At 66.9% G+C, this 23,911-nt stretch carries 21 protein-coding genes, 1 tRNA gene and 1 pseudogene; 16 read left to right on the forward strand and 7 right to left on the reverse strand.

The genetic code is table 11. From position 1 onward, the window contains the following. Window positions 1-145: 145 nt before the first annotated feature. On the reverse strand, window positions 146-2,494 hold the full coding sequence (locus ACSLTV_RS33790) for a hypothetical protein (RefSeq protein ID WP_432158338.1): 2,349 nt from the start codon (window positions 2,492-2,494) through the stop codon (window positions 146-148). 176 nt (window positions 2,495-2,670) lie between these two features. Here ACSLTV_RS33790 and ACSLTV_RS33795 point away from each other — a divergent pair, with 176 nt between their 5' ends. Beyond that, window positions 2,671-2,826 carry a hypothetical protein gene (locus tag ACSLTV_RS33795; RefSeq protein WP_435613521.1) on the forward strand — a complete coding sequence of 52 codons (156 nt, stop codon included), beginning with the start codon at window positions 2,671-2,673 and terminating at the stop codon, window positions 2,824-2,826. Between the two features lie 616 nt (window positions 2,827-3,442). Here the strand turns inward: ACSLTV_RS33795 and ACSLTV_RS33800 are convergent. Further along, window positions 3,443-4,006: an AAA family ATPase gene (locus tag ACSLTV_RS33800; RefSeq protein WP_432158340.1), complete on the reverse strand. Its 564-nt coding sequence runs from the start codon at window positions 4,004-4,006 to the stop codon at window positions 3,443-3,445. A gap of 684 nt (window positions 4,007-4,690) precedes the next feature. On the opposite strand from ACSLTV_RS33800, the gene ACSLTV_RS33805 reads away from it, so the two are divergent. From ACSLTV_RS33805 to ACSLTV_RS33840, 8 genes and pseudogenes are all read left to right on the forward strand, one after another. Beyond that, a complete protein-coding gene (locus ACSLTV_RS33805) occupies window positions 4,691-5,299 on the forward strand; it encodes a hypothetical protein (protein ID WP_435613522.1) in 609 nt (202 codons plus the stop codon). Between the two features lie 609 nt (window positions 5,300-5,908). Continuing rightward, on the forward strand, window positions 5,909-7,171 hold the full coding sequence (locus ACSLTV_RS33810) for a ParA family protein (RefSeq protein ID WP_432158342.1): 1,263 nt from the start codon (window positions 5,909-5,911) through the stop codon (window positions 7,169-7,171). Continuing rightward, window positions 7,168-8,322 (forward strand): ParB/RepB/Spo0J family partition protein, encoded by a 1,155-nt coding sequence (locus ACSLTV_RS33815; protein WP_432158343.1) that lies wholly within the window; start codon window positions 7,168-7,170, stop codon window positions 8,320-8,322. Before ACSLTV_RS33810 ends, ACSLTV_RS33815 begins: the two co-directional genes overlap by 4 nt. Window positions 8,323-8,784: 462 nt before the next feature. Continuing rightward, complete coding sequence (locus ACSLTV_RS33820; protein WP_432158344.1) at window positions 8,785-9,606, forward strand: hypothetical protein; 822 nt, start codon at window positions 8,785-8,787, stop codon at window positions 9,604-9,606. Window positions 9,607-9,940: 334 nt separating this feature from the next. After that, entirely contained in the window at window positions 9,941-10,105 is a 165-nt protein-coding gene (locus ACSLTV_RS33825) for a hypothetical protein (RefSeq protein ID WP_432158345.1), read from the forward strand. Between the two features lie 261 nt (window positions 10,106-10,366). Beyond that, on the forward strand, window positions 10,367-14,239 hold the full coding sequence (locus ACSLTV_RS33830; RefSeq protein WP_435613523.1) for an SGNH/GDSL hydrolase family protein: 3,873 nt from the start codon (window positions 10,367-10,369) through the stop codon (window positions 14,237-14,239). A 123-nt stretch (window positions 14,240-14,362) separates the two neighbouring features. Further along, the gene (locus ACSLTV_RS33835) at window positions 14,363-15,106 is read left to right on the forward strand and encodes a hypothetical protein (RefSeq protein WP_432158347.1); all 744 of its coding nucleotides are present in this window, start codon (window positions 14,363-14,365) and stop codon (window positions 15,104-15,106) included. A gap of 249 nt (window positions 15,107-15,355) precedes the next feature. Further along, window positions 15,356-15,502: pseudogene (locus ACSLTV_RS33840) on the forward strand (transposase family protein); the annotation flags it as partial. 68 nt (window positions 15,503-15,570) lie between these two features. Here the strand turns inward: ACSLTV_RS33840 and ACSLTV_RS33845 are convergent. The 3 genes from ACSLTV_RS33845 to ACSLTV_RS33855 form a co-directional block, all read right to left on the reverse strand. Then, window positions 15,571-15,948 (reverse strand): fic family toxin-antitoxin system, toxin component, encoded by a 378-nt coding sequence (locus ACSLTV_RS33845; protein WP_432158348.1) that lies wholly within the window; start codon window positions 15,946-15,948, stop codon window positions 15,571-15,573. Continuing rightward, window positions 15,948-16,187 (reverse strand): hypothetical protein, encoded by a 240-nt coding sequence (locus ACSLTV_RS33850; protein WP_432158349.1) that lies wholly within the window; start codon window positions 16,185-16,187, stop codon window positions 15,948-15,950. Before ACSLTV_RS33850 ends, ACSLTV_RS33845 begins: the two co-directional genes overlap by 1 nt. A gap of 458 nt (window positions 16,188-16,645) precedes the next feature. After that, window positions 16,646-17,671: a hypothetical protein gene (locus ACSLTV_RS33855; RefSeq protein WP_435613524.1), complete on the reverse strand. Its 1,026-nt coding sequence runs from the start codon at window positions 17,669-17,671 to the stop codon at window positions 16,646-16,648. A 6-nt stretch (window positions 17,672-17,677) separates the two neighbouring features. Between ACSLTV_RS33855 and ACSLTV_RS33860 the strand changes: the two genes are divergently transcribed. Next, window positions 17,678-18,349, forward strand: coding sequence for a TetR/AcrR family transcriptional regulator (locus ACSLTV_RS33860; RefSeq protein ID WP_435613525.1), 672 nt, complete (start codon window positions 17,678-17,680; stop codon window positions 18,347-18,349). Here ACSLTV_RS33860 and ACSLTV_RS33865 read toward each other — a convergent pair. Then, the gene (locus ACSLTV_RS33865; protein ID WP_435613526.1) at window positions 18,343-18,642 is read right to left on the reverse strand and encodes a hypothetical protein; all 300 of its coding nucleotides are present in this window, start codon (window positions 18,640-18,642) and stop codon (window positions 18,343-18,345) included. The genes ACSLTV_RS33860 and ACSLTV_RS33865 overlap by 7 nt on opposite strands. Window positions 18,643-18,654: 12 nt before the next feature. Between ACSLTV_RS33865 and ACSLTV_RS33870 the strand changes: the two genes are divergently transcribed. The 5 genes from ACSLTV_RS33870 (at window position 18,655) to ACSLTV_RS33890 (ending at window position 22,053) form a co-directional block, all read left to right on the forward strand. Then, a complete protein-coding gene (locus ACSLTV_RS33870; RefSeq protein ID WP_435613527.1) occupies window positions 18,655-19,311 on the forward strand; it encodes a hypothetical protein in 657 nt (218 codons plus the stop codon). A 597-nt stretch (window positions 19,312-19,908) separates the two neighbouring features. Further along, window positions 19,909-20,361, forward strand: a complete 453-nt coding sequence (locus ACSLTV_RS33875; protein WP_356687813.1) for a MarR family transcriptional regulator — start codon at window positions 19,909-19,911, stop codon at window positions 20,359-20,361. Further along, entirely contained in the window at window positions 20,358-20,669 is a 312-nt protein-coding gene (locus ACSLTV_RS33880) for a replication initiation protein, RepL2 (RefSeq protein WP_432158354.1), read from the forward strand. Before ACSLTV_RS33875 ends, ACSLTV_RS33880 begins: the two co-directional genes overlap by 4 nt. 324 nt (window positions 20,670-20,993) lie before the next feature. After that, window positions 20,994-21,500 carry a lipase/acyltransferase domain-containing protein gene (locus tag ACSLTV_RS33885; RefSeq protein ID WP_432158355.1) on the forward strand — a complete coding sequence of 169 codons (507 nt, stop codon included), beginning with the start codon at window positions 20,994-20,996 and terminating at the stop codon, window positions 21,498-21,500. A gap of 79 nt (window positions 21,501-21,579) precedes the next feature. Continuing rightward, window positions 21,580-22,053, forward strand: a complete 474-nt coding sequence (locus ACSLTV_RS33890; protein WP_432158356.1) for a hypothetical protein — start codon at window positions 21,580-21,582, stop codon at window positions 22,051-22,053. 79 nt (window positions 22,054-22,132) lie between these two features. Here the strand turns inward: ACSLTV_RS33890 and ACSLTV_RS33895 are convergent. Further along, a tRNA-Met gene (locus ACSLTV_RS33895) sits at window positions 22,133-22,209 on the reverse strand. A 260-nt stretch (window positions 22,210-22,469) separates the two neighbouring features. On the opposite strand from ACSLTV_RS33895, the gene ACSLTV_RS33900 reads away from it, so the two are divergent. Further along, the gene (locus ACSLTV_RS33900; RefSeq protein WP_432158357.1) at window positions 22,470-23,891 is read left to right on the forward strand and encodes a hypothetical protein; all 1,422 of its coding nucleotides are present in this window, start codon (window positions 22,470-22,472) and stop codon (window positions 23,889-23,891) included. Window positions 23,892-23,911: the final 20 nt, after the last annotated feature.

The following is a 23,911-nucleotide window of genomic DNA, read 5'->3' on the forward strand; positions in this document are numbered from 1 at the left end:
CGGCTTCCGTGTTCCGGGCTCGTCGACGCGGTCCGAGGCGTGGTAACACCACCCCACGCGTGTGCGGGTGATATACGCGGTACGGATCAGAGCCGACGCCGGTCCGGCTCCTGCGGACGCGTCCACCGACACCGAACGTGCTGAATCAGTTCCTCTTGCGCTTCTTCTTCGACCGTTTCCCGGCCTGCGGCCTGCCTCGCGAGGCTGTCTTCGCGCCCTTCGCCCGGCCGGTGGGCCTGGCGTGCGCCTCGGCCCGGAGGGCACGCAGAGCACGCCGCGCCTCCTCGGCCACTGTCGCGTCGTGATGACCGGAAAGCTCCTCGAGGACTGGCGGTGTGGCGTACGGATCGGCGACGGCCAGAGCCGCGACCAGGGCCTGGCCGCCTCCGGGCCACCCGGCCGCGGCCTCGTCGAAAGCGGCGCACAGCGCGGCGTTTCGTTCCGGCGACTGCGCTCCCTCGCCGTCACCGTCATCCGCCGCGTCGAGGCGGACGGCCATGCGATGGGTGAGGGCGGCGGCCAGGCGGATCTCCTCGAACCGGTCGGCCAGGTACGTCGCGCGGGCGGCCTCGGGTACCCGGGTGGAGTCGGCCCGGTGGCCGAGAGCGCGCAGGGTGTGCGCGGCGTGTTCTCCCAGTGCGGGGTCGTCGAGCAGAGTCTCCCAGGCCGGCACCGGGGCGGCCGCCGCGTCGAGCAGGCCGAGCAGGGCACGCCGACGGGCCGCGTCCGGCCCGGCGGGGGTGTCGGCGAGCGCGGCGAGGAGCTCGGACCAGCCGTCGGCGCCGCGACCGGACAGCCAGTCGCCGAGCGTCTTGCGGGCCGCACCTGACGGCCACCACTGGGCGGCGGCCACCAGCCGGCCCCCGTCCCAGGCCCGTACCGCTTCCTCGGTCGGGAAGGTGTCGGGGTCGACGTCCGGCAGGTTCGCGGTGCCGAGGAGCAGGCCCTCGCGGAGCAGGGCGTGGCCGAGCGGGGTGAGGGTGAAGGAGTCGCCGGTGCGCTCGGTGACGCCGAGGCCGGCCAGCCGGTCGATGACGCGGGCCAGGACGGCGGCGACGGGCCTCAGTTCGGCGCGGTCGTCCTCGGTCAGGCCAGGCAGCCCGGTGAGCGCGGAGAGGGTCTCGGGGTCCGGGAGTTCGTACGGGCCCGAGGCCGGGGTACGGACAGCGGTGGCGGGGGCGTACGACGGCGGGACGATCCACGCGTCCTGCAGCGCGGCCTGGCGGGCCACCGACTGCGCGGTCCCCGCCTCCTGATAGAGGAAGTAGAGCTTGGATAGATGCTCGCCGCGGTACTCCTCGGCGGTCTCCTCGTCCTCGGCCAGCTGGGCCAGGAGGGAGCCGAGGAGATCAAGGCCGAGTCCGGCCAGTTCTCCCGGGGCCCCTTCGCGCAGGACGACGGCGGCCGGTCCCTCGATGAGCGCGCCGTCCGGCGTGTCGGGGGACTCCAGCAGCAGGCCGACGGCCAGCGCGAGCCGGACGAGCGGTTCGTCGGCTGCTTCCGGGCGGTCCAGGGCTGCCGTGAGCGACTGTACGAGCGGTGCCGCGCGCAGCGCGCTGGCCAGCGCGTCGAGGGACTCCGGCAGCGGAACCGGGGCCAGCGGGTCGGGATCCTCCCCGAAGCACTCCAGGTGCTCCTGGGCGAGGGAGGCGGCCACGCCGAGCAGCGGCGCGGTGTGCCGGCCGCCCGGGGCCAGATGGGCGAACGGTCCGCGCATCAGGGCGTCGAGCCCGGCAGCTGTCCACCGGTCCGAGACCACCGCCGCCTGCGTCTCGTACCAGTCCTCCTCCCGGTCCGTCCCGTCCGGCGCCCCCAGCGGGGCGCCCGGGAGCAGCGGGCCCTGGCCGGGGTGGGACCGGCCACGCTCGTCCAGGGCCACGAGGTGCAGCCGGGCGGCGAGCTCGGAGCGGGCCCGGCGGGTGCGCTCTCCCGCCAGTGCCTGTTTCCAGGCCCCCGAGGCCGCCGGGCCACCCGCCGTCGCGCGGACCGAGAAACCGAGTGCCGCCGCGCGTTCGGCCGACGGACGGGCGGCGAACGATTCCAGCCATCCGCATACGGCGTCCGCGTCCCCGGTGTCCACGCCCTCGGCACGCATCAGCCCGGCGTACAGCCGTGGCCACGTGGTGCGTCCGGGAGCGGTCATCGCCTCAGTGAAGCCGTCGGCCAGCTCCCGCACCCGGGCCGCCAGGCGGGCCTGCCGCTTGGCGTTCAGCCGGCCCTTCTCGCGGGTGTGGTCGACGAGCGCGAGCAGCACGTCCACATAGCCCGGCAGCTCGGCCGGTGCGGCACCCGCGTACAGCGGCAGCAGGATGTGCAACAGCTCCTCGGCGAGGGGCTCGGTCGGCTCGGGCAGGCCGGTCCTACGGTGCCCGGTGCTCAGCGCGAGCAGCCCGGTCACGGCATCGGCCGCATGTGGATCGAGCGGGGTGCCGCGGTGTTCCGCCCAGGCAAGGAACGGTTCGAGGGGAAGGCTCAGGGGCGTACCGCTGTTCATCCGGGCAGGCTAACGCCGAGAGGCGCCCGGCAGCGCCGGAAACGACGATCCTCACCCTGCGCGTGCCGATAAATCATCCGCCCAGGTGGCGGGCTTGATCGCTGATCTTGATTCGTGCCAGTCCCTTGCCCGGCTCTCCGCGCATGTAGAGGGCTGGGACGGCATGATGATCTGTCATGCTGCCGCGCCCGGCCTACGTCACCGCGACCACCGCCGTCACGCTGCTGCGCCTGCTGCCGATGAGCGATCGGGACAAAGACCTCGAGATCATTGCGTTGCGGCATCAGCTGCTGGTGTTGCAACGCCAGCCCAGCTGTGTGCCCGCCGCATAGGCGACCGCGGTAACGCCGGCCCGGTCCACCAGATGGGTCCCTGGCACCCGCATCAGCGCCTCCCCCGCGCCCGCGGCAACCCACCCGCCCCGCTGAAAGGGGGCCTCCGCGCCGCCATCGTAGAGTCGCACGACGCTGAGGGCGGCGACTTCGCCACGGCCGGCACCGGGCGCTGCCCGACCGGGCCGTCACCCCCGGGGCCATCACGCCGTTGCGGGTCTGGCGGCCCTGCGCACCCCGCGAGGGGACGAACGCGGGGGCCGCCGACCGCCGTCCTGTCACAAGCGGCACCACGACCGTACGCACTGCAGACCTGCACCCGCCCGCTCGGAAAGCCTCCCGGGGGACACAGCTCAGCGCGAGGCCGCGCCGAGATGCTGCCCCTCGGGCCGCGCGCACGGTGCGCTCCAGAACTCCCGGGACCGCCGCCGACGGCGTACGCCCGAAGTCCAGCGCGTCGTGCAGTTCCTCGATAGTCCGCTCGGCATGCCGGCGCACGTCGCCGGGCACGTCACCCTGTTTCCGGACAAGCTTGGCGTAGATCGGGGCGGTTTCTACGGCACTCACGTTGCAACTGTTCCTCGCCATAGGAGACATACGCCACTCTTTCCCTGGATCAGCCATCTACTGGACACACCCCCACCTCTGCGACAGGACAACTCTTGACGGCCTCTGCGATCTGCTGGGCGGCCTGGGCGGGTGTGAGGTGCGTGGTGTCGACGACCTCGGCCTCGGCGTGCAGCCACGTGCGGGCCGCCTCGGCGTAGGGCTCAAGGTATTGGAGCCGGAACGGGGAGTTGGGGCCAAGAACGGTGTCGCCCGCGATGCGCTCGCGGAGGGTGCCCTGATCGGCATGGAGGACGAAGTGCCGGACTGGAATCGAATGTTCGGCGAGGCCCGTGCTGATCTCGCGCCAGTACTGCTCGACCAGGACAGTCATGGGCATCACCAGGCTGCCACCCGTGTATTCGAGGACGCGTCGGGCGGTCTCCACTACGAGCGGTCGCCACGGCGGCCAGTGCTGGAAGTTGTCCGTCCTGGGCAGCCCTGGCGTGATGTCCATGAGTGTCTCGCCGACCTTCTCGGCGTCGAGCACTCGTGAATCCGGGACCAGCTGCTGCACGAGTGCACTGGTCGTCGTCTTGCCTGCGCCGTGGGTGCCGTTGAGCCATACGATCACGAGACTCGACGCTAGCGTCGTGCGAGCCGCGGGAACGGGCATAACAGAAATCTGGTATGACTTGGGCGTGTCTCGGGATGGTGTCAACCGCCAAGATCAGCTGACACCTCTCTCGGCAGGTTGCGGTCGATCGCCCTGGCCAGTTACTCGGCGTGGGTGTCGAGTAGCGGTTTGAGCGCGCGGTAGTAGGGGTGCTGGTCTGCTGTTCTGAGCCAGTGGCAGACGTCGTGCCGCTGTCGGCTCCAGACGCCGCGGAGCGCCGGGTCGTGTGCGGTGGGCAGGACGCGAACTCGAGTTCTCCTTCGATGACGCGGGTCCAGATGTAAACGCTGACGGCAAGGCGTTTGCGATCATCGCTGATGGATGCCCGATGTCCCAGGAGGATCGGCAGCTGGGCGACCATGCGCTGCCAGCACGTCTGGTTTGAGGGCCCAGCCGTTCAAGGCTTCGCGGCGTTGCTGGTAGTCGATCAGGGGCCCTTCGTGGAGCTCGTCTGTGATGGCGTCGAGCGCCAGCTCGAAGTCGTGGAGTTTGCCGTGTGTGCGAAGGTACTGGGTCAGCTTGTTGCCGTAGCCGATGTCGGCCTGCCTTGAGGGACGTGACTTCGCCCATGACCTCCCGGAGCGTCGTGAATAGGATCAAGCAGGTGTGCATTGGCTTCTCAGCATGAATCGGGGGGATGAGATGAGAGGCGTCATCAGGGTGGCGGTAGCCGCAGCGTTCACGCTCGTGATCGTTGGATGCTCGTCCAACGCCGACCCGAAGGAGACGCGCGTGAACGGCGGAGGTGATACAGATCGAACAGCCTCCGCGCTGAACTTCGCCAAGTCGTATCAGGAAGCGGTCAACGACAATGACTGGCCACACGTTTGCCGAATGAGGACAGAGCGGTACCGCCACGGCACGGTCAAGCAATGTGTTGCCGACCACGACGAGCCCTCCGAGCCAACACCCTCGGAGGCCGAGACGTCTGCTCCACCGCCACTCGTACGAGCCGACGGTTCGACCGTCCCGCCTGTACAGAAGCCCACCCAAAGCGGACCTGACCGTGCCCAGCTTGGTCCGGTCGAAGCAACTCGTGCGAAAGCCGTTCCGGCCTTCGGTGATCACCCTGCTGGAACGGGCGTGATGGTCGAGTACACCTACACCTGGCCCGACGAGTCAGGGGTCTCGAAGCACGTGCTCCGTCTAGTCCGGCAAGGCGACAAGTGGCTGGTCGATCAGTTGGAAGACGTCGCAGACTCAGACGAGGCGCACGGTGATCCCGTCGGGGACGCGTTGATGAGGAGTTGAGCGGGCGCCTTGCCATGGGCCGGGCACCAGCGAAACACAGAATTCGACGGGACTGCTGTACACAGCGGAGTATGCGAATCGGTGGACCGCCTGCAGATGCAGCACCGGCCCCGGCCCTCAACCGCCGGGGCGCCGCCCGCCTGGTCATGTCCCGCCATGTGGTGTAGCAGCGATCAAGATGAAGCAGCAGGTGGCGTCCCCATCCGCCGGCCCCCGCTGCCAGCGCTCGCCTGACAGCCCGTCAAATGGATGCCACTCGTCGCGGCCGTCGTCATAGAGCCCGCGGGCCTGGCCTCGATGAAGCCTCCTCGCGCGCCACGCTCAAGCCGGCTGTCCCGCAGGACTGGGACCAACTCTGCCTACACTGCGGTCTTTTCATGGGGATTTCGCACGGTAGGGCTGGACTGGGAGACCCTGCCCGTCTCGTCGTCTCGTGCATCCTTCCCCGAGGAGTCGGGGGTGATTACGCCGTAATCACCCCGGCGCGTCGCCTGGGTCAGTTGAGTTGATTACGGCGTAATCAACTCGGAGGGGACTCAGCCGCCTAAAGCTGCCCTAGCTAACGTGTCGATGGTGTAAACGATCACGGACGTTAGTATGGTGTCTCGCATGAGTTCGCCAGCCACCTCCAGCGACCGCGAGAAGGTCGTCTCCAAACTGCCGGGATGGCTCCGGCAGAACCTCAAAATCAGAGCCGCCCAACACGGCATCGAGATCCAGGCAGCGGTCGAGCAGGGCATCAACGACTGGTGCAGCCTCGCCTCCACCCCAGCCACCATCGACACCGCCGGCGCTGATTCCTTCGCCACCTTCCTGCCCACCGGGCAATGGGAGACCTTCCGGCAGACCGCCGCCGACCGGCGTGTCTCCCTCATCCAGGGTCTGGCCCAGTCCGTCCAGCTCTGGCTCGACGCCAACCCCGCCCCGAACATCAAGCGGCCCTCGATCACCCGCCGCATCATCGTCTGCAACCAGAAGGGCGGCGTCGGCAAGACAGCCATCACCGCCGGCCTCGGTGAAGCACTCGCCGAAGACCCCAACACCCTGCACCCCGTGCGCGTCGCCAAAGCGCTCACCAAGGCCCTCCGCGCCAGTGAGACGCACGACGACAGCGAAGCAGCAGACAACCCTCTCGACATCGAGAACCTGCCTGGACCCGGCCTGCAGGTCCTCCTCGTCGACTTCGACCCGCAATGCCACCTCACCAACCAACTCGGCGGCAGCCCGCTGCCGATGAACGGTGACAGCCTCACCAACCACATGGCGGGCGACCCCAAGGGCGACTTGCGCGACCTCATCGTCTCCGTCGACGACGACACCTTCAGCGGCCGCCTGCACCTCCTACCCGCCTGCAACGACGCCTTCCTCCTCGACGTACGCCTATCAGCAGTACGAGCCCGCGAAGCCGCACTCGAACGAGCACTGGCCCCACTCGAAGCCGATTACGACGTAATCATCGTCGACTGCCCGCCCAGCCTGGGCCTCAGCATGGACGCCGCCGCCTACTACGGCCGCCGCCGCGACGGCGAAGCCCCCGGCCAGTCCGGAGCCCTCATCGTCGTCCAAGCCGAAGACAGCTCCGCCGACGCCTACGACCTCCTCACCACCCAGATCGACGACCTCCGCAACGACCTCCAGATCGACATCGACTACCTAGGCATCGCCGTCAACCTCTACGACTCCCGCCGCGGATACATCGCAACCTCCTCACTGCAGGGCTGGGTTGACATAAAGGATCCGAGAGTCATCGGGCTCATCAGCGACCTCAAGGAACAGAAGGAAGCAGTGCGGGTGAAGAAACCCCTGCTGTCCTACGCCCCCAAATCGCAGCAGGCCGTGGGCATGCGCGCACTCGCAAGGGAGGTCTTGTGAGCAAGGCGGACCAGCTCGGAGCCGGACGCTTCGGCGGGGGAGTGCGCCCAGTCAGTGCACGCCGCCAAGCCGTCGCTGCCGCAACCGGCACCCCCACCGAGGGCGTCGCCCCGCCCACAGAACTCCCCGTCCACCGCATCAGCCTCAACCCGGACAACCCCCGCTCAACTCTCGGGGACCTCACCGACCTCGCGGGCAGCCTGAAAACCCACGGCCAGAAGCAGGCCATCACGGTCATGAACCGCGACGCCTACGTCAAAGCCAACCCCCAACGCGAAGCCGACCTCGAGCCGGACACCACCCACGTCGTCGTGGACGGCAGCAGCCGCCTCGCCGCCGCCCGGGAAGCCGGCCTCACCACACTCAAGGTCATGGTCAGCGACGACCAGGGATCCAACCCCCTCGAACTCCTCGAATCCGCACTCGTCGCCAACATCCACCGCCAGGACCTCGAAGAACTCGACGAAGCCCGCGCTCTGCAGCGCCTGCTGGAGATCCACGGCAGCCAGCGAGCCCTCGCCAAACGCCTCCACCGCTCCCAAGGCTGGGTCTCCCAACGCCTCGCCCTGCTCAACCTCACCCCCGAACTCCAAGCCCGAATCGGCAAGGAACCCATCGACCTGCTGCGCGCGGTCGGCAACAAGCCGCCGGAACGCCAGGAAGCTGCCTTGGAAGAGCTCAAAGCGCAGCGCGTGAGCAAGGAACAGGCGCAACCCACCAAGCGCCAGACGACGCCGCCGACAGCGGAGGCAGCCGGAGACGGCACCGAGAGCAAGCAGGAAGGTGATTACGGCGTAATCACCGACGCCCGGAGCGATAGTCCGTCCACCGGCAACAGCCACCCGGAGGCCGCGAGTCTTGGTGGCGCCTCGGTCAAGAGCAGCAGGACGCCTGCGGAAGCGATTCCCGAACCTCGTACCGGCCTCTCCGCGGAGAAGGACTCAGACGTCGGCGCGGGGCGGCAGCCCCGCCCGGTGCCCTTCGACAACCCCGGCGAACTCGTCCTGCTGCTCGACCGGAGGGTGGCGACCGACGACGCCTTCTTCAAACTCCTGCAACTGCTGAGCAGCAAGGCACTGGACAGGGACCCGGCGCGGCTCGGAGAACTCGCACGCACCCTTGTGGAGCAAGCTGCCACACGAGTCGACTGACCGGCGAGCCCGGCTCGCGGGCGGCCTCATTCACGCGCGATGTGGCCGCCCGCACAGCCGGCTCGAAGGCCACCTTGCCTGCCCACCACTGGCCTGCTTCTTGCAGCGCCTGCGCGAGGCATCGAATCAGTCAACCTCTGACTGCAATTCCTGCTCTCAAGTCATTCCGCTTCACAGAAACCTCACAGTTCAAGCCATGACGCCTCAGCGATTCCGCATGCACTGGCCGCGGGATCGACTTCATGCCATGTCCCTCACGCAAGCTGTATCTAGCAGCCGTCCCCTCTCTACAGTGGTTGGCGCGCGGCAGGGAGAAGCTGACCACTTCGCTCGCTGAGCTTCTGACGGCGAGGGGGCATCGCAAGATGTGCTCTGCCCTCGTTCTGCAAAAGAGGGGGGAACGTGAAACCTGTGAGGAAGGCCGCGGCGCCCGCATGTGCAGTGCTTGCTGTGACTGGGGTCATGCTGGCTGTCTGGCCCGCCACACACCACTCCGAGCGTCACACCTCTGATGCGCGTCCGGCCACGGCTGCTCAAGAGCCCGTCGCGACGGCGCAGGTGGGGGATCCCGAGGATCCGGCAACATGGAAGCTGCCCATTGAGGCATACGAGCCCACGAAAAGGGAGAAGCGGCTTGTCTCCTCGGCCCGCGACCTCGAGATCAAAGAGTGCATGAGAAACGCCGGATTCCCGGACTGGACGCCTGCACCCGACCTGCCCACCGTGGGCGGGACCACGCTGACCGACTGGCGATACGGCATCCACGACCTGGAGCAGGCCCAGCAGTTCGGCTACCACCCGGACCCAGAACAGCAGGACGCGTACGATGCGGCGCTGGCAGCCGACCAGTCCGCCGAGGCCGACCAGGACGTTCTCCAAGGCTGTGCGTCGCAGGCCGGCAGTACGGCTCCGAGCCTTCAGGGCTCCGCTCTTGTGAATCAGATCAGCGGGGACGCCTATCAGAAGGCCATGGACACCCCTGAGGTCAAGGAAGTGTTCGCGAAGTGGGCGGCGTGCATGCAGGACAGCGGTTACACCTACGCCATGCCCATGGACGCCGGTGATGATCCGCGCTTCTCCACTGGACCGGACGAGATCAGCCAGACGGAGAAGGACACCGCCGTGGCCGACGTCACGTGCCGGGACAAGTACCACGTGGAGAAGGTGTGGTTCGACGCCGAGGCGGCGATCCAGGCCGAGGCGATCGCTGAGCACATGGACGAACTCAACCGGGAAAAGGCGGGCATCAGGTCAGCCGTCGCCAAGGCCCGCTCGGTCAACTGAGCGAAGGGGAGAGGCAAGTATGCGAAGGACAGCCTTGCTCGGTGCCGCTTCCTCTGCGGCCGTCGCTCTTGGCCTTGTCGGGGCACCGGCTGCGCAGGCCACCAACCCGGGTGGTGACGACTTGAACCTCTACAGCATGGAGGCGTGCGAGCTACCGGGGAAGTCGGACTTCAAGTTCACACTCTGGTACAACTCAGGCCAGGGTGGCTCGTGGCGGAACGTGCGTTACCCGGTCTACAACTTCGACGAGCTCAGACCGGGCGACTGGCACACACACCCGCTGAAGTTCTGCCTCTTTGGCGCCAGCAGGCCCTGGCCTGGGTCGCTTCAGCGAGTGAAGAACAACGCCGCTTCCGGAGAGAACTTCCACTACAAGTACACAGCCCGCGTCTACTTCAGGAGCGGCTACAAGGGCGCCCAGGACGCGATGGCCCCATACCAGCACATCGACCGGTTCCCGCACGTGTACAACAACAACGCCTCCTTCCAGTTCACGTAGGCCAGCAGCACATCCCTTCATCCAACCGCCGCAGATCCGCTCCCCGTACGTGATCTGCGGCGGTTTCCTGTCTGCGCACAAGGACCGCATTCCAGGAGGGTGCAGTTGAGAGGGCACAGCTATGTCCAGAGGGGGATCGCGGGTCTTGCAGCCACCGCAGTCCTGTCCGGCCTCCTCCAGACCACCGCCGCTGCGGTGGACACGCCCAACCCCGGCCCCAAGCCAGCAGCCGCGGAACCAGAGCCGCCGATACCGTCCGCAGTGCCTGCCAACCAGCGGCTCCGGTTACTCGGCAAGGACTGGAAGGCATCCCCCGACCGGGCTGTAACCACTACAGCTGGTGCCGGCGGACTGAAGATCCTCGTCGCGGACAGCAAGGACGCCTACGAGTGGCGGACGATCGCCACGCTGGCCGAGCCGAGCATGCCGGCGGACACGTGGGTCGGCAACATGTGCGTGCTGGACCGGGAGCACGTGGCCGCCGTCTACGCGCCGCGCACGTTCGCCAACAAGCCGGACCTCATGCAAGGCGGTGCGTTCACCGCGGTGGTCGACGTGAAGACCGGGCGGGTCACCAAACTCCCATTCACGGCCTCGCTCGCCTACTTCGACCCGTCCTGCAATCCAGACACGCATACAGCAGCCTTCACTGCGTTCCGTGACAACAAGACGCGTCTGATCACCGTCACCTCGAGCGGAAAGGCCATGGCCGACGTCACCGCCGTGGGACAAGTCACCTCTGCAGTTCCTGTCAATGACGGCGTCATCGCGGCACGCGGCACGCACCTTGTACATGCAGACCGTCTCGGAAGCGTCAAGAACGTGGCTACCACGGACAGCGTGCCCTTCCAGATCCACCCCACGCGCGTCGGTGTGGCGTTCATGGACCGCACAAGCGACACAGCGACTGCCCAACTGTGGACCGGGCGTGGGAAGCCGTCGATGCTGGCATCCGGCAAGCTCGGCGACGTCGCTCTCAAACAAGGCACCAGCGGCCGGGTGTTTCTCACCGGGCACGCCCACAACATCCACCTAGCCGACAGCGACGTAACCCGGCTGGAGGTCTCGGCGGACACCGAGATATCCAGCCACGGTCGATTGGCAGTCGACCCAGTCCTCACCCCGGGCGTGAGAGCAGGCCTGAACCGAATCAAGAACGCGGGTAAAGGCCTCGACAAGGTCGAACCCGCACCGCCGGAAACCAGCCCCTCCGCCCCCTCGAATCCCACGGACGAGGGTGCCACCACGCTGACCGTTACGAGCACCGTGACCCAGACGGGCGAGAAGATCAACCAGGCGGTGTCGGACACAACCAGTGCCAGGGGGAAGGAGTCCGTCTCACCTGCCTTGCGCGCCAGCGGCGAGCGGCCGCCCGGCAAGCCCAGACGGTCCCCAGCCGATGACGAGCGAGAGCACAATCCGGTCGACACGGACCGTTGGTGCTCCATTCCCCGCAATGACGTCCACATGCTCGCCCTGCAGCCAACCCAGAATCAAGTCGAATGGGCCGTTGACATGGCAATCCGCGGCGAACTACGCGGCAAGTGGATCAAACAGGGAGGCTGGCGTTCCCAGGCCGGCCTGGGAACCATCGACCCACAAGGCCTGTTCCCGCCCCCCACTCTGCGCGGCGGCGGGCGGATCCCTGCCCAGGTACTGCTCGGCGTGCTCGCCCAGGAGTCCAACCTGTGGCAGGCCGAACCCGGCTCCATACCCGGACAGATGGGCAACCCGCTCGCAGCGATCGCCGGGTTCTACGGTCACAAGGGGACATCGTCCGAGGAGTACTGGAAGATCCACTGGCAGAATTCCGACTGCGGCTACGGCGTCGGGCAGGTAACCGACGGCATGCGCCTGGCAGGCCACGAGAAGCCCGACGAGACGCCCCTGCCACCGGCGAAACAGAAAGCCGTCGCCCTGGACTACGCAGTCAACATCGCAGCCTCCATGTACATCCTCGCGGACAAGTGGAACCAGGTGCACACCGACGGGCAGACCATCACCGTGAACGACGACGATGCGTCCAAACCGGAGAACTGGTTCGCCGCGCTGTGGAACTACAACCTCGGCTTCAACGAGAACAAAGGTGGCGGCAAGCCGTGGGGCCTGGGCTGGTACAACAACCCGGCCAACCCCTTCTACCCGCCATCGCGGCACCCGTTCATGAGCGACCCGCGCGACGCCGCAAAGCCCCAGAACTGGCCATACCAGGAAAAGGTGATGGGCTGGTCCGCTTGGTCCATCGACACCGGCTACTCCTACTCCACCGACGGACGCCAGGACTGGCCCGGTGAATCCGGCTACTCCACTGCCGGGTTCCGCCCCGCCTGGTGGATCAACCCCGCACAGCGCGACCTGGTGAAGCCGCCGCTGGACGCCTTCTGCAACGCCACCAACAACTGCAACTCCGACAGCCCGCCGAACTGCCCGGACGAGGAGTGCTACCAGCAGTACTGGTGGCGCGGGTCCAACGTGACCTGGAAGGCGCATTGCGACACCGACTGCGGCCACGAGAACATCAAGTACGTCACCCTGCGTGAAGAACCTGGACGGGGCACCCGGCTCAAGAACGGGACTCCGAAGTGCGAAGACGAGGACCTGCCCTCCAACGCTCTGATCGTCGAATCGGTGCCCGACCACACCAACACCTATAGCTGCGCCGCGAGCGGCGCCGATGCCGGGCACTTCGAGTTCACCTTCAACAAGGATCCCTCCGCCAACGGCCCTGGTCTTGGCCCCTATCCGGCGAAGGGTGATCTGCACCAGGTCGGCGGCGGCCGCGGCGGCCACTTCTGGTTTGCCCACACCCGCAACGCAGCCCACCTCGGCGGCGACAGCGGGCTGATGACCGTGACAGGCACCTGGACGTTGGAGAAGAGCACCTCCTGGGCTCGAGTCCTTGTACATCTGCCCGACACAGGCGCCCACACGAGGCAAGCCGCCTACAAGATCAGCGGCGCAGACACCACAAGCAGTGTGAGGATTGTGGAGCAGCGGGCCAACCGCTGGGTTAGCCTCGGTGCGTTCCGCTTCACTGGCACCCCGCAGGTGACACTCACGAACGCCACCGCCGATGGGACAGGAGACGAAGATGTCGCCTGGGACGCGGTGGCCTTCCAGCCGCTGCCGCGAAAACCGAACCACATGGTCGTCGCCATGGGCGACTCCTACTCGTCCGGCGAAGGGGCGTCGGAAGGAAACCGGGACTACTACCCGGAAACCAATTACCGCGACAAACGCAATGACGCCACCCGCGACGCCTGCCACCGTTCCCGTTACGCGTGGTCCCGGCAGGCGAAGATTCCCGGTGAAGCCCTCCCGGTCTCTGATCTGGACGACTCATGGAGTGCACGGATGGATTACCATCTCATCGCCTGCTCCGGAGCCCGCACATACAACGTCCTGACTGATATGCAGGACAACGGCGGGGAGATACCGCAGATCAAGCAGGGATATCTGGATCAGAACACCACGCTTGTCACCGTATCCATCGGAGGAAACGACGCCCGGTTCTCCCACATTGTACAAAAGTGCCTGCTCTCCTTCGGAGTCGGCAACTGCAACGACAAGACGTTCGACAAGCCGGACAGTCACGTCGGCGGGCGGGACGAGAAGTTCGTCGGGCAGGAACTGCGAACGGCTGTCCCGGGCATCATCGATGAGATCGTCCGCCCGGACATCGTGAAGACTCTGATGGCGATCCACAGCGAGGCGCCGTACGCGAAGATCACCCTCATGGGCTACCCGCCCTTGATCTCTGATAATGGATCCTGCCTGCGGGTCGGCGTCGGAGCCGCGCAACTCGGACTGTCCGCAGATTCCGCCAACTGGCTCAACGACATCGCCGGGACGCTCGCCACGGCGATGGAGGGTGCCGTCGAAGACGCAAACGAGCAGGGTGTTCTCGCATGGTTCTCGAACCCCAAGAACGACTTCGCGGGCAAAGCTGTGTGCGGTGACCCTGAACAGGTCCACGGCATCGTGAAGACCCTTGTCGACTCCGATAATCCGGTAAGGGACTGGCCGGTCCTCAGAAGCTATGGCCTGTCCGCCCAGTCGTTCCACCCGAAGGTAGGCGGAGCGCGCCTGTACGCGAACTCCCTTGAGCGCACCATGGCAAACATGGGCCTCTGAGCGGGGAGTGGTTCTGGGGCAGTTCTGGTCTGGGCTGCCCCAGAACTTTCTGAGTACGCATACTCATGCACCTTCTGGCCGGCTCGGTGGACAGTGACAAGAGACATCAGGGAGGGAGCAGTGGTGAGGCGTCTTCGACGGGCCAAGAGCGTGATGGGGTCCCTCTTCACCGTCACGTTGCTGGCGATATCCGCCTGCTCGCCCCAAAACCGCGCCACGAGCCCGAAGACCGTACGTAAGCTTGCGGGCAGCATCCAGGCAGCGGAGGCCCGGCAGAAGACGGAGCAGAACCTTCGAGACGTGATACACGCCTATGCTGATCACACCCCGCTCGATCTCCGCCTGGTAACCGTGCGCGATATATGCCGCGGAGGAACGGCGAAGGAATGGCTCGATCCGGGGGGCGACGACCAGTACAAGATCAAATGCTCGCTGTACGTCACCGCCTACTACAGTGCCGCCCCCCAGAGCATGGGAGACGTTCTCGACGGCATCCTGGACGCGGGCGACCGTCCCGCCTCCCACATCCCGTTCGGCCACGACGACTACCGCAGCAACCTTGTCGACTACTACCGCCAGCACGGGCCGAACCCCTTGGGGCCGGCGGCACCGGAGCCGACACATATGACCGACCCGTCCCAGACCCTGTCCTGGGACCCGATACACGACCACAACCCAGGTCTGCAGATTCAAGAACCGGATGAGTGCCTGCGCGACGACCCACCCGTCACACGCTGCGTGAACGAACCGGAGTCGGAAACAGTTGCCGGTATCCGAAAACGGTACGGCATGGCGTTCAAACTGGACCTCGGCTCCTCCGACTACTACACCGTGTTCAAGAACGGGCAAACGCATGCAAACTTCTGACCCTTTTCCGGGTCTTCGAAGTTGAGCGGGGTGTGACTTCAGGCAGCCTGCCGCACCGTCACTGACGGTCAGCGAGAGACGAGTTGGGCCCTGGATGCAGGAAGCCCGTGGTCGTGGGTGATCATGACTGTTCTCTACGCAGCTTGATCACCTGGACACACGGGCTTGGACAACAATACGACGTTGCTGCTCGACCTGGACGGCCTGGCCGTTCAGAAGGTCGAGCAGCTCGCGGACGGCACCCGGCGGGTGCACCTGACCACCGCGGACGAGGCCGCGCGGGCCTGCCCCTCCTGCGGGGTGTTCGCCCTACGCGTCAAGGGCTTCATGCACACCCGCCCGCGCGATCTGCCCTACGGCGAGCGGGGGCTGGAGCTGGTCTGGCGCAAGCGCCGCTGGTACTGCACCGAGCCGGAGACCGTGCCGGAGCGTGCTGATGAGGTGGTTGGGGTCGGTGAAGGCGGTCAGGTGGCGGTGGGCCAGGTCCGCAGCAGAGCAGCGATCTTCCCGGCCGTGCAGGCAGGGTCAAGGAGCAGGTCCCTGAGGGCGACGGCGTCCTCATGGCCGGGCTTGACTGTGATCCCGGCAGCTTCGAGGTACATGACGCCGGACGCGGCGGCCACAGCCATGTTGGAGCGCTCCAGCCAGCGGCACCGGCCCAGCGTGTGCACCAGTGCGGCGGCTCTGGCGTAGGGGCCGTCGTAGACGGGCTGCTCGAACAGTTCTGCCCGGTGGCGGGCGACCGCGCAGACGGGGACGCCGTAGTCCTCGGGGGCCGGATCGTTCGCTCCGGCGGCCTCGGCCACCTGCAGGATCCAGGGAACGTCGATGTGCAGGTGCATCAGGCCGCACGCGCTCCCTGCGGCTTCTGCTGAGCCCGTTCAGCCTCGTCGAAGACGCTCTGGTGTTCGGCCAGGAAGCGGGCAGCGGCCTCCACCGCTCGGGCGCGCAGGCCGCTGGCGTCGTCCTGCACCAGCCGGGCGAGGTAGTCGCCGATACTCAATCCCAGGTCGGCGGCGCGCTTCTTGGCGAGTTCGGCTACGTCCTCGTCCACGCGCGCGCCCAGCTGTGTCTTCGCCATACCAGCATGGTAACACTTGTTACCGGGGTGGGGGTGTCCCAGTCCCCGTCGAAGGAAGAGGGCGGCGAGCAGGCGCACGGACCCGCCGGGGAGCTGACCGGAGCGGTGCCGGTGGGGGCCGCAGCGGGCCAGGCTCCGATCCGGAACCGTGTCGCCGTCGCCACGGGACGCCTTGAGGGCGGCCGGGGGCGCGGCCTTCGCGTCCGCGCGGTTCTCCAGGACGCTGCCAGCAGGCGGAGGACTGTCAGCGGCCTCCGAGGGATGCGGCGGATGGCCGCTGCCGAGCTACCCGCTTCGGCGCGCGCAGAGCAGGGGAGCGGGCGGTCTCCTCAGGTCTTGATCCCGGTCACCAAACACCCGCCCGGTCGCACCAGCAGGGCAAGAGCGTACGTGGCCTCCGGCGATCGGTGCGGCACGAGAAACGGCAGTTCCGTTCGCGTGGCGCCACCGGGCTGGCATCACCGGTGGATTGGATTGCCCAGTTCGTCGATGAGGCGCCGGTATGTTTCGAAGGCCGGCTTGGGGGTGTAGTCGTCGCGCAGAAGACCGAAGCGGTGGAAGATCCCCTCGGCAGTACTGTCGGCGTCTCGCAGGGCGAAGAACGAGTATCCGTCGACGTTCAGACCGGCGGCGAGGGCGTCCACGGTCCGCACGACGGTTTCGAGGACCGCGGCCTGTCGCCGCTCGCTGCGGCCGGGGCCGGTGGGCCAGCCGTTCTCGCAGATACGGATCGCGACGCTCTCGGGGATGCCGGCCTTTGGCAGGTCGGTGCGCCGGAACGCGGTGAGGACCGCGGTGACCGCTTCCGCCAACTGCTCGGCGTCGATGGGACGGAACACGTCCGGGAAGAAGTCCAGACCGACGTAGTCCAGGTTCCGCCGGAAGCGGGCGTCGGCCAGGGCGCCGAGCTCGGACCAGAAGGTGTCCGCCGGATTGAAGGTCGGCACGGCGTTGAAGCCGACCGAAAGGCTGTGCCCCAGGGCCCGGGCCTCTTGCTTTGCCGCGACAACTCCCTCAACGAGCGCGTTCAGAACGTTGGGGCTGCTGCCGTCGACCACGGGCAGGTCGGCATTGGGCTCTTCGCAGATCTGGACGGATGCCAGGTGCGGCCCACCGGTGCGGACGGCTTCGCGGACGAACTCCAGCCACCCCTCCAACTTGCCGGACGGCTCACGGAACTGCAGCACGAGGTCCAGCTTGCGGCCCCGCTGGAGATACGTCTCGGGATCGGCGGGCGTGGGCGGTTCCAGCGGCGTCACGGTGGCGGCGAACGAGCGGTAGGCGCGCACCGAGAGCGTGGTCGTGTCACCTTGGAGCGCGTCAAGCGCCTCGGTGATGCGGTCCGGCAGGTCCGGGCGAACCGGGCGAACGATGCCCTGGTCGTCGCCCAGGATCCCACCGGGATAGATGCCGAAGTGCAAGGTCATGCTTACCCCACCCCAGAAAATCTTGGTGTCACTCCAAATTTGTGGTGACACTATCATCTGGGCATGGGCCTTAGAGAGATCAAGAAGCAGCAGACCCGCACGGCGATCGCCGACGCGGCCCTGCCCCTGTTCCTGGAGCGCGGCTTCGACCAGGTCACGGTCGCCGAGGTGGCGCGGCATGCAGGCGTCTCCACCAACACTGTGTTCAACTACTTCCCCACCAAGGAAGACCTCTTCTTGGATCGCCAGGCAGAGGTAGAGGGCCATCTCGCCGCACTGGTACGCGACCGTGCACCCAGTACCTGCCCGGTGGAGACCATTCGAGACGACCTGCTGACCGCCCTGCGGCACGACGACCCCACGCTCGGGCTCCACCCGGACGCGCCCCGGTTCTGGCAGGTCATCGACGGCAGCGTCACACTGCGCGCACGCGAACGCGAGATCAGCGAACACGCCGAGGCCGCGCTGGCGACCGCCCTGACCGAACACCCGCCGAACACCGCCACCGGACCGAACCACGCCAATCACCCGGCGCTCACACTCCTCGCAGGCGCCATCGTTGGCATACACCGGGCCGCCCTGCGCGAACTGCAACGACGAATCCTGTCCGGCGAACCACCCACGGACACCCGCGACAGCGTCGCCACAGCAGCAGCCCAGGCATTCAACCTCCTCTGCTCCGGGCTCCACCCAGCCGCAGACCAGACGCCACAGGAGCTACAGCTCCCTCAGTAACCCCGCAGCCCAGCCGAGGCATTCAGGCAAGCCCAATACCCGGCTCCACCATTAGTGGCGGAGCCGCCGTCCGGTGTCTTCGCCGGGTTGTCGGCAGCCATCGCGTCGAGCTGGGCAGGTGCCCCGCTCAGGTAGTGGGTGAGGGTCACGAACACCAGCCGCCCGCCCGGCGTGCGCGCGGCCGCCGGCACCAGCTCGCGCGGGTCGGTGAAGTCCACGGTGCCGAAGACGTTGTAGAGCACGTCGTACGCGACGGGCGTCGCCTGCAGGTGGGGCACCGCGTCGGACTGCACGACACCCCGGCGATGGTGGCGACCGACTGCGGCGAGGTCCTGGCCCAGAACGCGCTGTCACGGGCGCTGAGCGGAGACGTCCTCGCTTGCCCGTCCCAAAAACGCAACATGATCCGCCGCTTCTTCCTGGTCCGAAGGCTGGCCTGTGCGAGGCGGTCGCCGTGCGCGGACGGTCTCGGCGCAAGTCGTGCTGAACCGTTTTGTGATCGGGGAAGCTGCGGGTATTGCCGGTGGATGGGGGTGGGCGCAGGCTCGCTCGGTCAGCGCTGCCAGCCAGTCGGCGGGCCGTCCCGGCCGGGTAGCGACGGCGCGCGCAGGCTCCGTTTCCCAGAGCGGAGCGGGACGCTGAGCCAGGGTCACCCGCTACATGTCGTCGTCCGTGAGATGAATCCTGAGCCCCATGGCACGGTGTCCCCTCTTCCTGCCCACTGTTCTCGCCGTCGCGTGCGAGGACGGGGACAGAGCGGGGCAAGGAGCCGTCATTTCCAGTCATCCCGTGCTCCGCCGATGCAGCGCAGCAGACGGGGGGCGGCTCTCCGCGCCTACGGGTCGGTCCATCCTCGGCCCCTGAGGGCCTCCGATGCACCGACGGGGCCTGCAGGTGATCCGGCGGCTGCGGCTCGCTGGGCGGTGTTGTGGGACAGCGTGGCTGGGGCCGGTGGGGCCTGATGGAGGCACACGTGGCGGGTACTTCGTCGGCTCCAGCCGCATCGTGGCGTGCTTTCGTGGGCTGAGGACGGGGGAGGGAAGCGAAGCATTTTTGCCGAACTGTGGGAGGGGGTACGGATGTGGACGCCTCGCAGGGAGGCACTAAGGGATGCCATGCGCGACTGCTTTGCAAGGCGCGGTGTGTACGGGGGAACGCCGCAGGTGACAGCCTGTCCCACTGCTAAAGAGGGCACGGGCACGGAAAGCGCCTTGACCTGCAAAAAGGTCCTCTTCCACCCAGACCTGACGATCTGGCACCCAGTTCGCTACATCGTGCACCTGGTTCCTGAGAACAGGGCAGACCGCTCCTGGGACCCTGGTGCCCATGCTGTGAGGACCGTGAGCACGGTTCCAGAACCTGACCAGATTGACGTCAGGTTCATCAGCATGCGCCGCGTCCGGGCAGGAAGACCGGAGGGGTGAATCGGCATCAGGTTGAGCGACACGCCCTGGAAGCAGAGTTCATGAACTGTGTGCTCATGTACGTTAAGTTCATCTAGTCGGCCTGAGAGCCGAGGCTCATGTACGTCGAGGCAATGCCCAGCCATGGAGGGCCCGTTGGGAGCAGTACGCAGACTCGTCGATGCGGACACGGGCGAGGCCATCCCCTACGCGCCCTATGCCTTCTCCGGCGAGCACATCCAGGTCGACAAGGCGAGAGTCGCAGCAATCACCGAGAGCAAGGAATTCACCCCGAGCCAGAAGTACCTGGTGCTGTGGTGGATCGGAGTCTCTCCCCAGGGCATGGCACCGTTGAGGGCGACCGGCGCGGACATCGCCAAGAAGGTCGGGATGACCGCCGATGCCGTCGGCAAGATCAACCGGAAACTGCTCAAGCGGCGCATCCTGATCGAGCGCGGCCGGATCGGCAACTACAGGCTCTACCGGATCAGCCCGTACATCGCCTTTCACGGGACCGGGATCGAGCAACGGGAAGCGATCAAGTCGTGCAACCCGCCGGACATCCCCGGCTTCGACAACACGTCCCCTTCGTGGTGGGAGGCCCAGTGAACAACGACGACAAGCGAAAGCTCCTGGACGTCCTCCACCGCACTGCTGGCATGACCGCCAACCAGCGGCTGGTGGTCATGCTCTACGCGATGCACCCCACCGACCGCGCCGGCGCAGTCGTCGAAACCGGCGCCAACCTCGCCAAGCTCGTCGGTATGTCCCCGACCGTGTTCTCCCGCACCCGACGCCAGGTCGTGGAAGCCGGATGGCTCGAGGAAACCGAGCGGCTGGCACACATCAGCTACTACCGGCTCAGCGAGAAGAGCACCGGCGAGGACGTCGTCGTCCCTCTGCGTCGCGCAACCTGAACGGCTTCAAGAACCGGAACTCATGTACGTGAGGTCAATGAGCACCGATGCTGGGATCGGTGCTCATTGACCTCACGTACATGAGCTTCCCGTCGTCACGCACGGACGAAATCAGCCAGGCCCCTGGTCAGCCTCTCTCCGACGGCGTCGAACGCTGTTCCTGCCAAAGCGCTGTGGTCTGTCCTTGTTCAGGAAGCATGCACCGCCAGCGGATGCACGCCCCGAGCGGACACCCGCGCGTTCCGGGACACTGCCCGGCCCTGGAGCCCGTTTCTGCGCGGCATCGAGCCCTACCACGATCTCATCCGCACCGTCGAGGAAACCGTGGCCCACCCCGACGCCGTCATGACCTTCGCCTACGACTGGCGCCTGCCCGTGGCCGTCAGCGGCCGCAGGCTCGCCCAAAAGGCCCGCGAGCACCTGCAGCGCTGGCTCGAACACCCCGCATACGCCGGCGCCCGGCAGCAAGCCGTCGACGAACGCCCGGCCCAACTGGTCTTCCTCGCTCACCCCATGGGCGGCCTCGTCACCTACGCCGCCCTCACACTCGGCGACGACAGCGACCTGCCCGCCGACACCCGCGGCGTCATGACGCTCGGCACTCCCTTCCAAGGCTCGGTGGTCGCCGCGAACATCCTCAACACCGTCCAGGGCGGACCCCTGCCGCTGCCCCACAGCCGTCTCGCCGCTGCGGCCGCCATGATGCCCGCCGTCCACGAACTCCTGCCCCGCTTCCTCTGCCTTGAGGACGGCCTCCAGGTCCGCCACCTCACACCGTCAGACGTCGCCGACATCGGGGGGAGACAAAGACCTGTCCAAAGCAGCCCATGACTTCTTCACCACTCTCTCCAACGAGCCCCTGCCCCGCCACCGCCCCGTCGTCGGCATCCGTCAGAACACCGTCCAGCCGATGAAACTCATCAACGGGGTCGTCTACGCGTCCGAATACTGCTTCCGCACCGAATCCGCCTCCCCCACCCGCCGCACCCTGCCCGTCTTCGCCCAGCACGGGGCCATCGCCAACGGCCGTGACGCCCGCCGCACCGTCGCCCACTTCCTCCTCGAGGACGATCACCTCGGCCCCGACCAAGCCGAAGACGGGATCGGCCTGACCGTGCCTGACTACGTCACCCCTGGCGCGGTATGGGACTGCTTCATCGGCGGAACCGACGACCCCGCGCAGGTCGACTGCACGATCACCGCCGTGGACGGAGACGGGGAGACGATCGTCCGTTTCGAGGCCGTCGACGACGACAAACTCGGCGCCGAGGTAGACGTGCCCGAACCGGGCCTGTACCGCATCACGGCCAAAGCCGACTACGGCCCCGTCGTCACCCAACTCATCTTCAGCGGCCCAGACAGCCGAGAACCCCTCGGCGACTGAGCCCGCCAAAACCGGAACCGCCCTCGACCAACAGCTAGGCCAACACAGAAGGGGCCCGCGCCTTGGGGGCCCCTTCCTCTGGTAGCGGGGACAGGATTTGAACCTGCGACCTCTGGGTTATGAGCCCAGCGAGCTACCGAGCTGCTCCACCCCGCGTCGGTGATGCCACTCTACATGGTGGATCATGCAGGACTCGGAACGGACGTCAGCCGCCGCGGACGATGTGGACCTTGGTGCTTACTTGGTCACCTGCTGGACGCCGCTTCGCGAAAACGCGAGGTTAGCCGCCGCGATGAGCTGGCCTTCGACGTTAGCGCCTGCGTTGGGAGCCGTCCGGTCTCTTGATACCGTCGGCGATCAGATGGTCACCGACGGTCCGACGGATCCGTCACGGGGGAAAAGGGGACGTACACGGCATGCGCGTTCGGGCAGTGGCGGGAGCGTTGGTACTGGCGGCGGTATCGCTGACGGGCTGCAGCGACCAGGCAAACGGCGGCCAGAAGGACAGCAACGGCAGCCCTCGGAATCCCTTTAACCAGGCGAAGCCACTCTCCAAACTGAGCGTGCCTGCTGCCTATGATGCGGGCGAGGGATGGGACACGGCAATCGGCGGCGTTCCGAAGCGGGCGGCCAACGTACCCGTGGTGGCGGTGCCGGGCGCCGGTGAGGTTGCCAGCATTCAGGGGGCTGCCCACGGCTACACCACCCTTGTGCGGGCCGCTGACACGGGGCGGATCAAGTGGTCTTCAGCGCCATGGGACATACCCACGCCCAGTGATGCCGAGTCGTTGCAGACGCCAGGTGTGACGGTTGTTGATCAGGAGGGCCGCGAGTACATCGTCACCTACGCCCAAGGCGTGCGGGGGAAGGACGCACTGCACGACGGCACCGCGGTCGTCAGTCTGGCGGTCTACGCGGCTGACGGACAGGGCACGTCAGTGAAGCCGCTACGGCAGATCGACCTGCCGGTAGAGGGAAAGCCCATGGTTCGGGTCTCCGCATACGGTGGCCAGGTGCTGGTCGGCCTGGGTAATATAGTCGACTCGGGCCTATACCCGGCACGTTCGTTTGTGGTGAATGTGGTGACGGGCCAGAGCACCGCCTACGACCATCCCCATGATCTGCTGTCCCCGTGCGCCCAGGCTGACTGCGCGGGGGGCCGTGTCATCGCAGCCACCCCGGAAGGCCCGTTGGTTGGTGTGGACAACGGAGGGTTTGGCCTGGTGGGCCACTGGTTCAGTGACTCCGTACGCCCGAGCGGGACCGAGCGGACCGGTGACCTCGCTCCCTTCAACGGGCTGGCCTATGGCGTCATCGACGGCCACGTGCTCGCCGGCTGGCAGACCCGGGACAAGGAGGACAGCACTGCCGCCAATCCGATGTGGTCCGTGCACGATCTGGGGACAGGACGTCTTCAGGCATCCATGACCTGCGGCTACGACCTGAACAACAATATCAACGCGGGCAACTACGGATCGAATCGTGAGTACGGCGTGGTCGCATCACCCAATGGCCGGTATCTCGCCGCCGGGCCCGTCGTCTTCGACCTGCAGCGCAAGAAGGGCATCTGTCTGGCCAAGAGCGGCGACCGGAAAGCCATCATGATCGTCTCGATCCGCGACGATGGAACCGCGTACGGGGCGGTCCAGCAGCACTCGACAGCCGAAGGCACTAAACCCGCCGCCGTGCAGATAGATCTCAACAAGGGCCCGGATACTGCGAAGGTCCTTGGCCGCGGCACCATCGTGCCACTCGTAACCAGCGTAAAGGGCGCGGGACTCTTCCTGAGCCGGGACGACAATGGGACCCTGCGCGTCTCCCTGCGTCGCGAGCGCTGACGTTCACCGTCCCCGCGCCC

The sequence above is a fragment of the Streptomyces sp. bgisy159 genome (genome assembly GCF_965341775.1).
GTDB lineage: Bacteria > Actinomycetota > Actinomycetes > Streptomycetales > Streptomycetaceae > Streptomyces.

Coding starts and splice junctions, on each gene's coding strand:
- ACSLTV_RS33790 (WP_432158338.1), bottom strand. CDS start 2,494: ATGAACAGCGGTACGCCCCTGAGCCTTCCCCTCGAACCGTTCCTTGCC.
- ACSLTV_RS33795 (WP_435613521.1), top strand. CDS start 2,671: ATGCTGCCGCGCCCGGCCTACGTCACCGCGACCACCGCCGTCACGCTG.
- ACSLTV_RS33805 (WP_435613522.1), top strand. CDS start 4,691: ATGAGAGGCGTCATCAGGGTGGCGGTAGCCGCAGCGTTCACGCTCGTG.
- ACSLTV_RS33810 (WP_432158342.1), top strand. CDS start 5,909: ATGAGTTCGCCAGCCACCTCCAGCGACCGCGAGAAGGTCGTCTCCAAA.
- ACSLTV_RS33820 (WP_432158344.1), top strand. CDS start 8,785: ATGCTGGCTGTCTGGCCCGCCACACACCACTCCGAGCGTCACACCTCT.
- ACSLTV_RS33845 (WP_432158348.1), bottom strand. CDS start 15,948: ATGCACCTGCACATCGACGTTCCCTGGATCCTGCAGGTGGCCGAGGCC.
- ACSLTV_RS33850 (WP_432158349.1), bottom strand. CDS start 16,187: ATGGCGAAGACACAGCTGGGCGCGCGCGTGGACGAGGACGTAGCCGAA.
- ACSLTV_RS33855 (WP_435613524.1), bottom strand. CDS start 17,671: ATGATAGTGTCACCACAAATTTGGAGTGACACCAAGATTTTCTGGGGT.
- ACSLTV_RS33860 (WP_435613525.1), top strand. CDS start 17,678: ATGGGCCTTAGAGAGATCAAGAAGCAGCAGACCCGCACGGCGATCGCC.
- ACSLTV_RS33870 (WP_435613527.1), top strand. CDS start 18,655: ATGGTGGCGACCGACTGCGGCGAGGTCCTGGCCCAGAACGCGCTGTCA.
- ACSLTV_RS33890 (WP_432158356.1), top strand. CDS start 21,580: ATGAAACTCATCAACGGGGTCGTCTACGCGTCCGAATACTGCTTCCGC.
- ACSLTV_RS33900 (WP_432158357.1), top strand. CDS start 22,470: ATGCGCGTTCGGGCAGTGGCGGGAGCGTTGGTACTGGCGGCGGTATCG.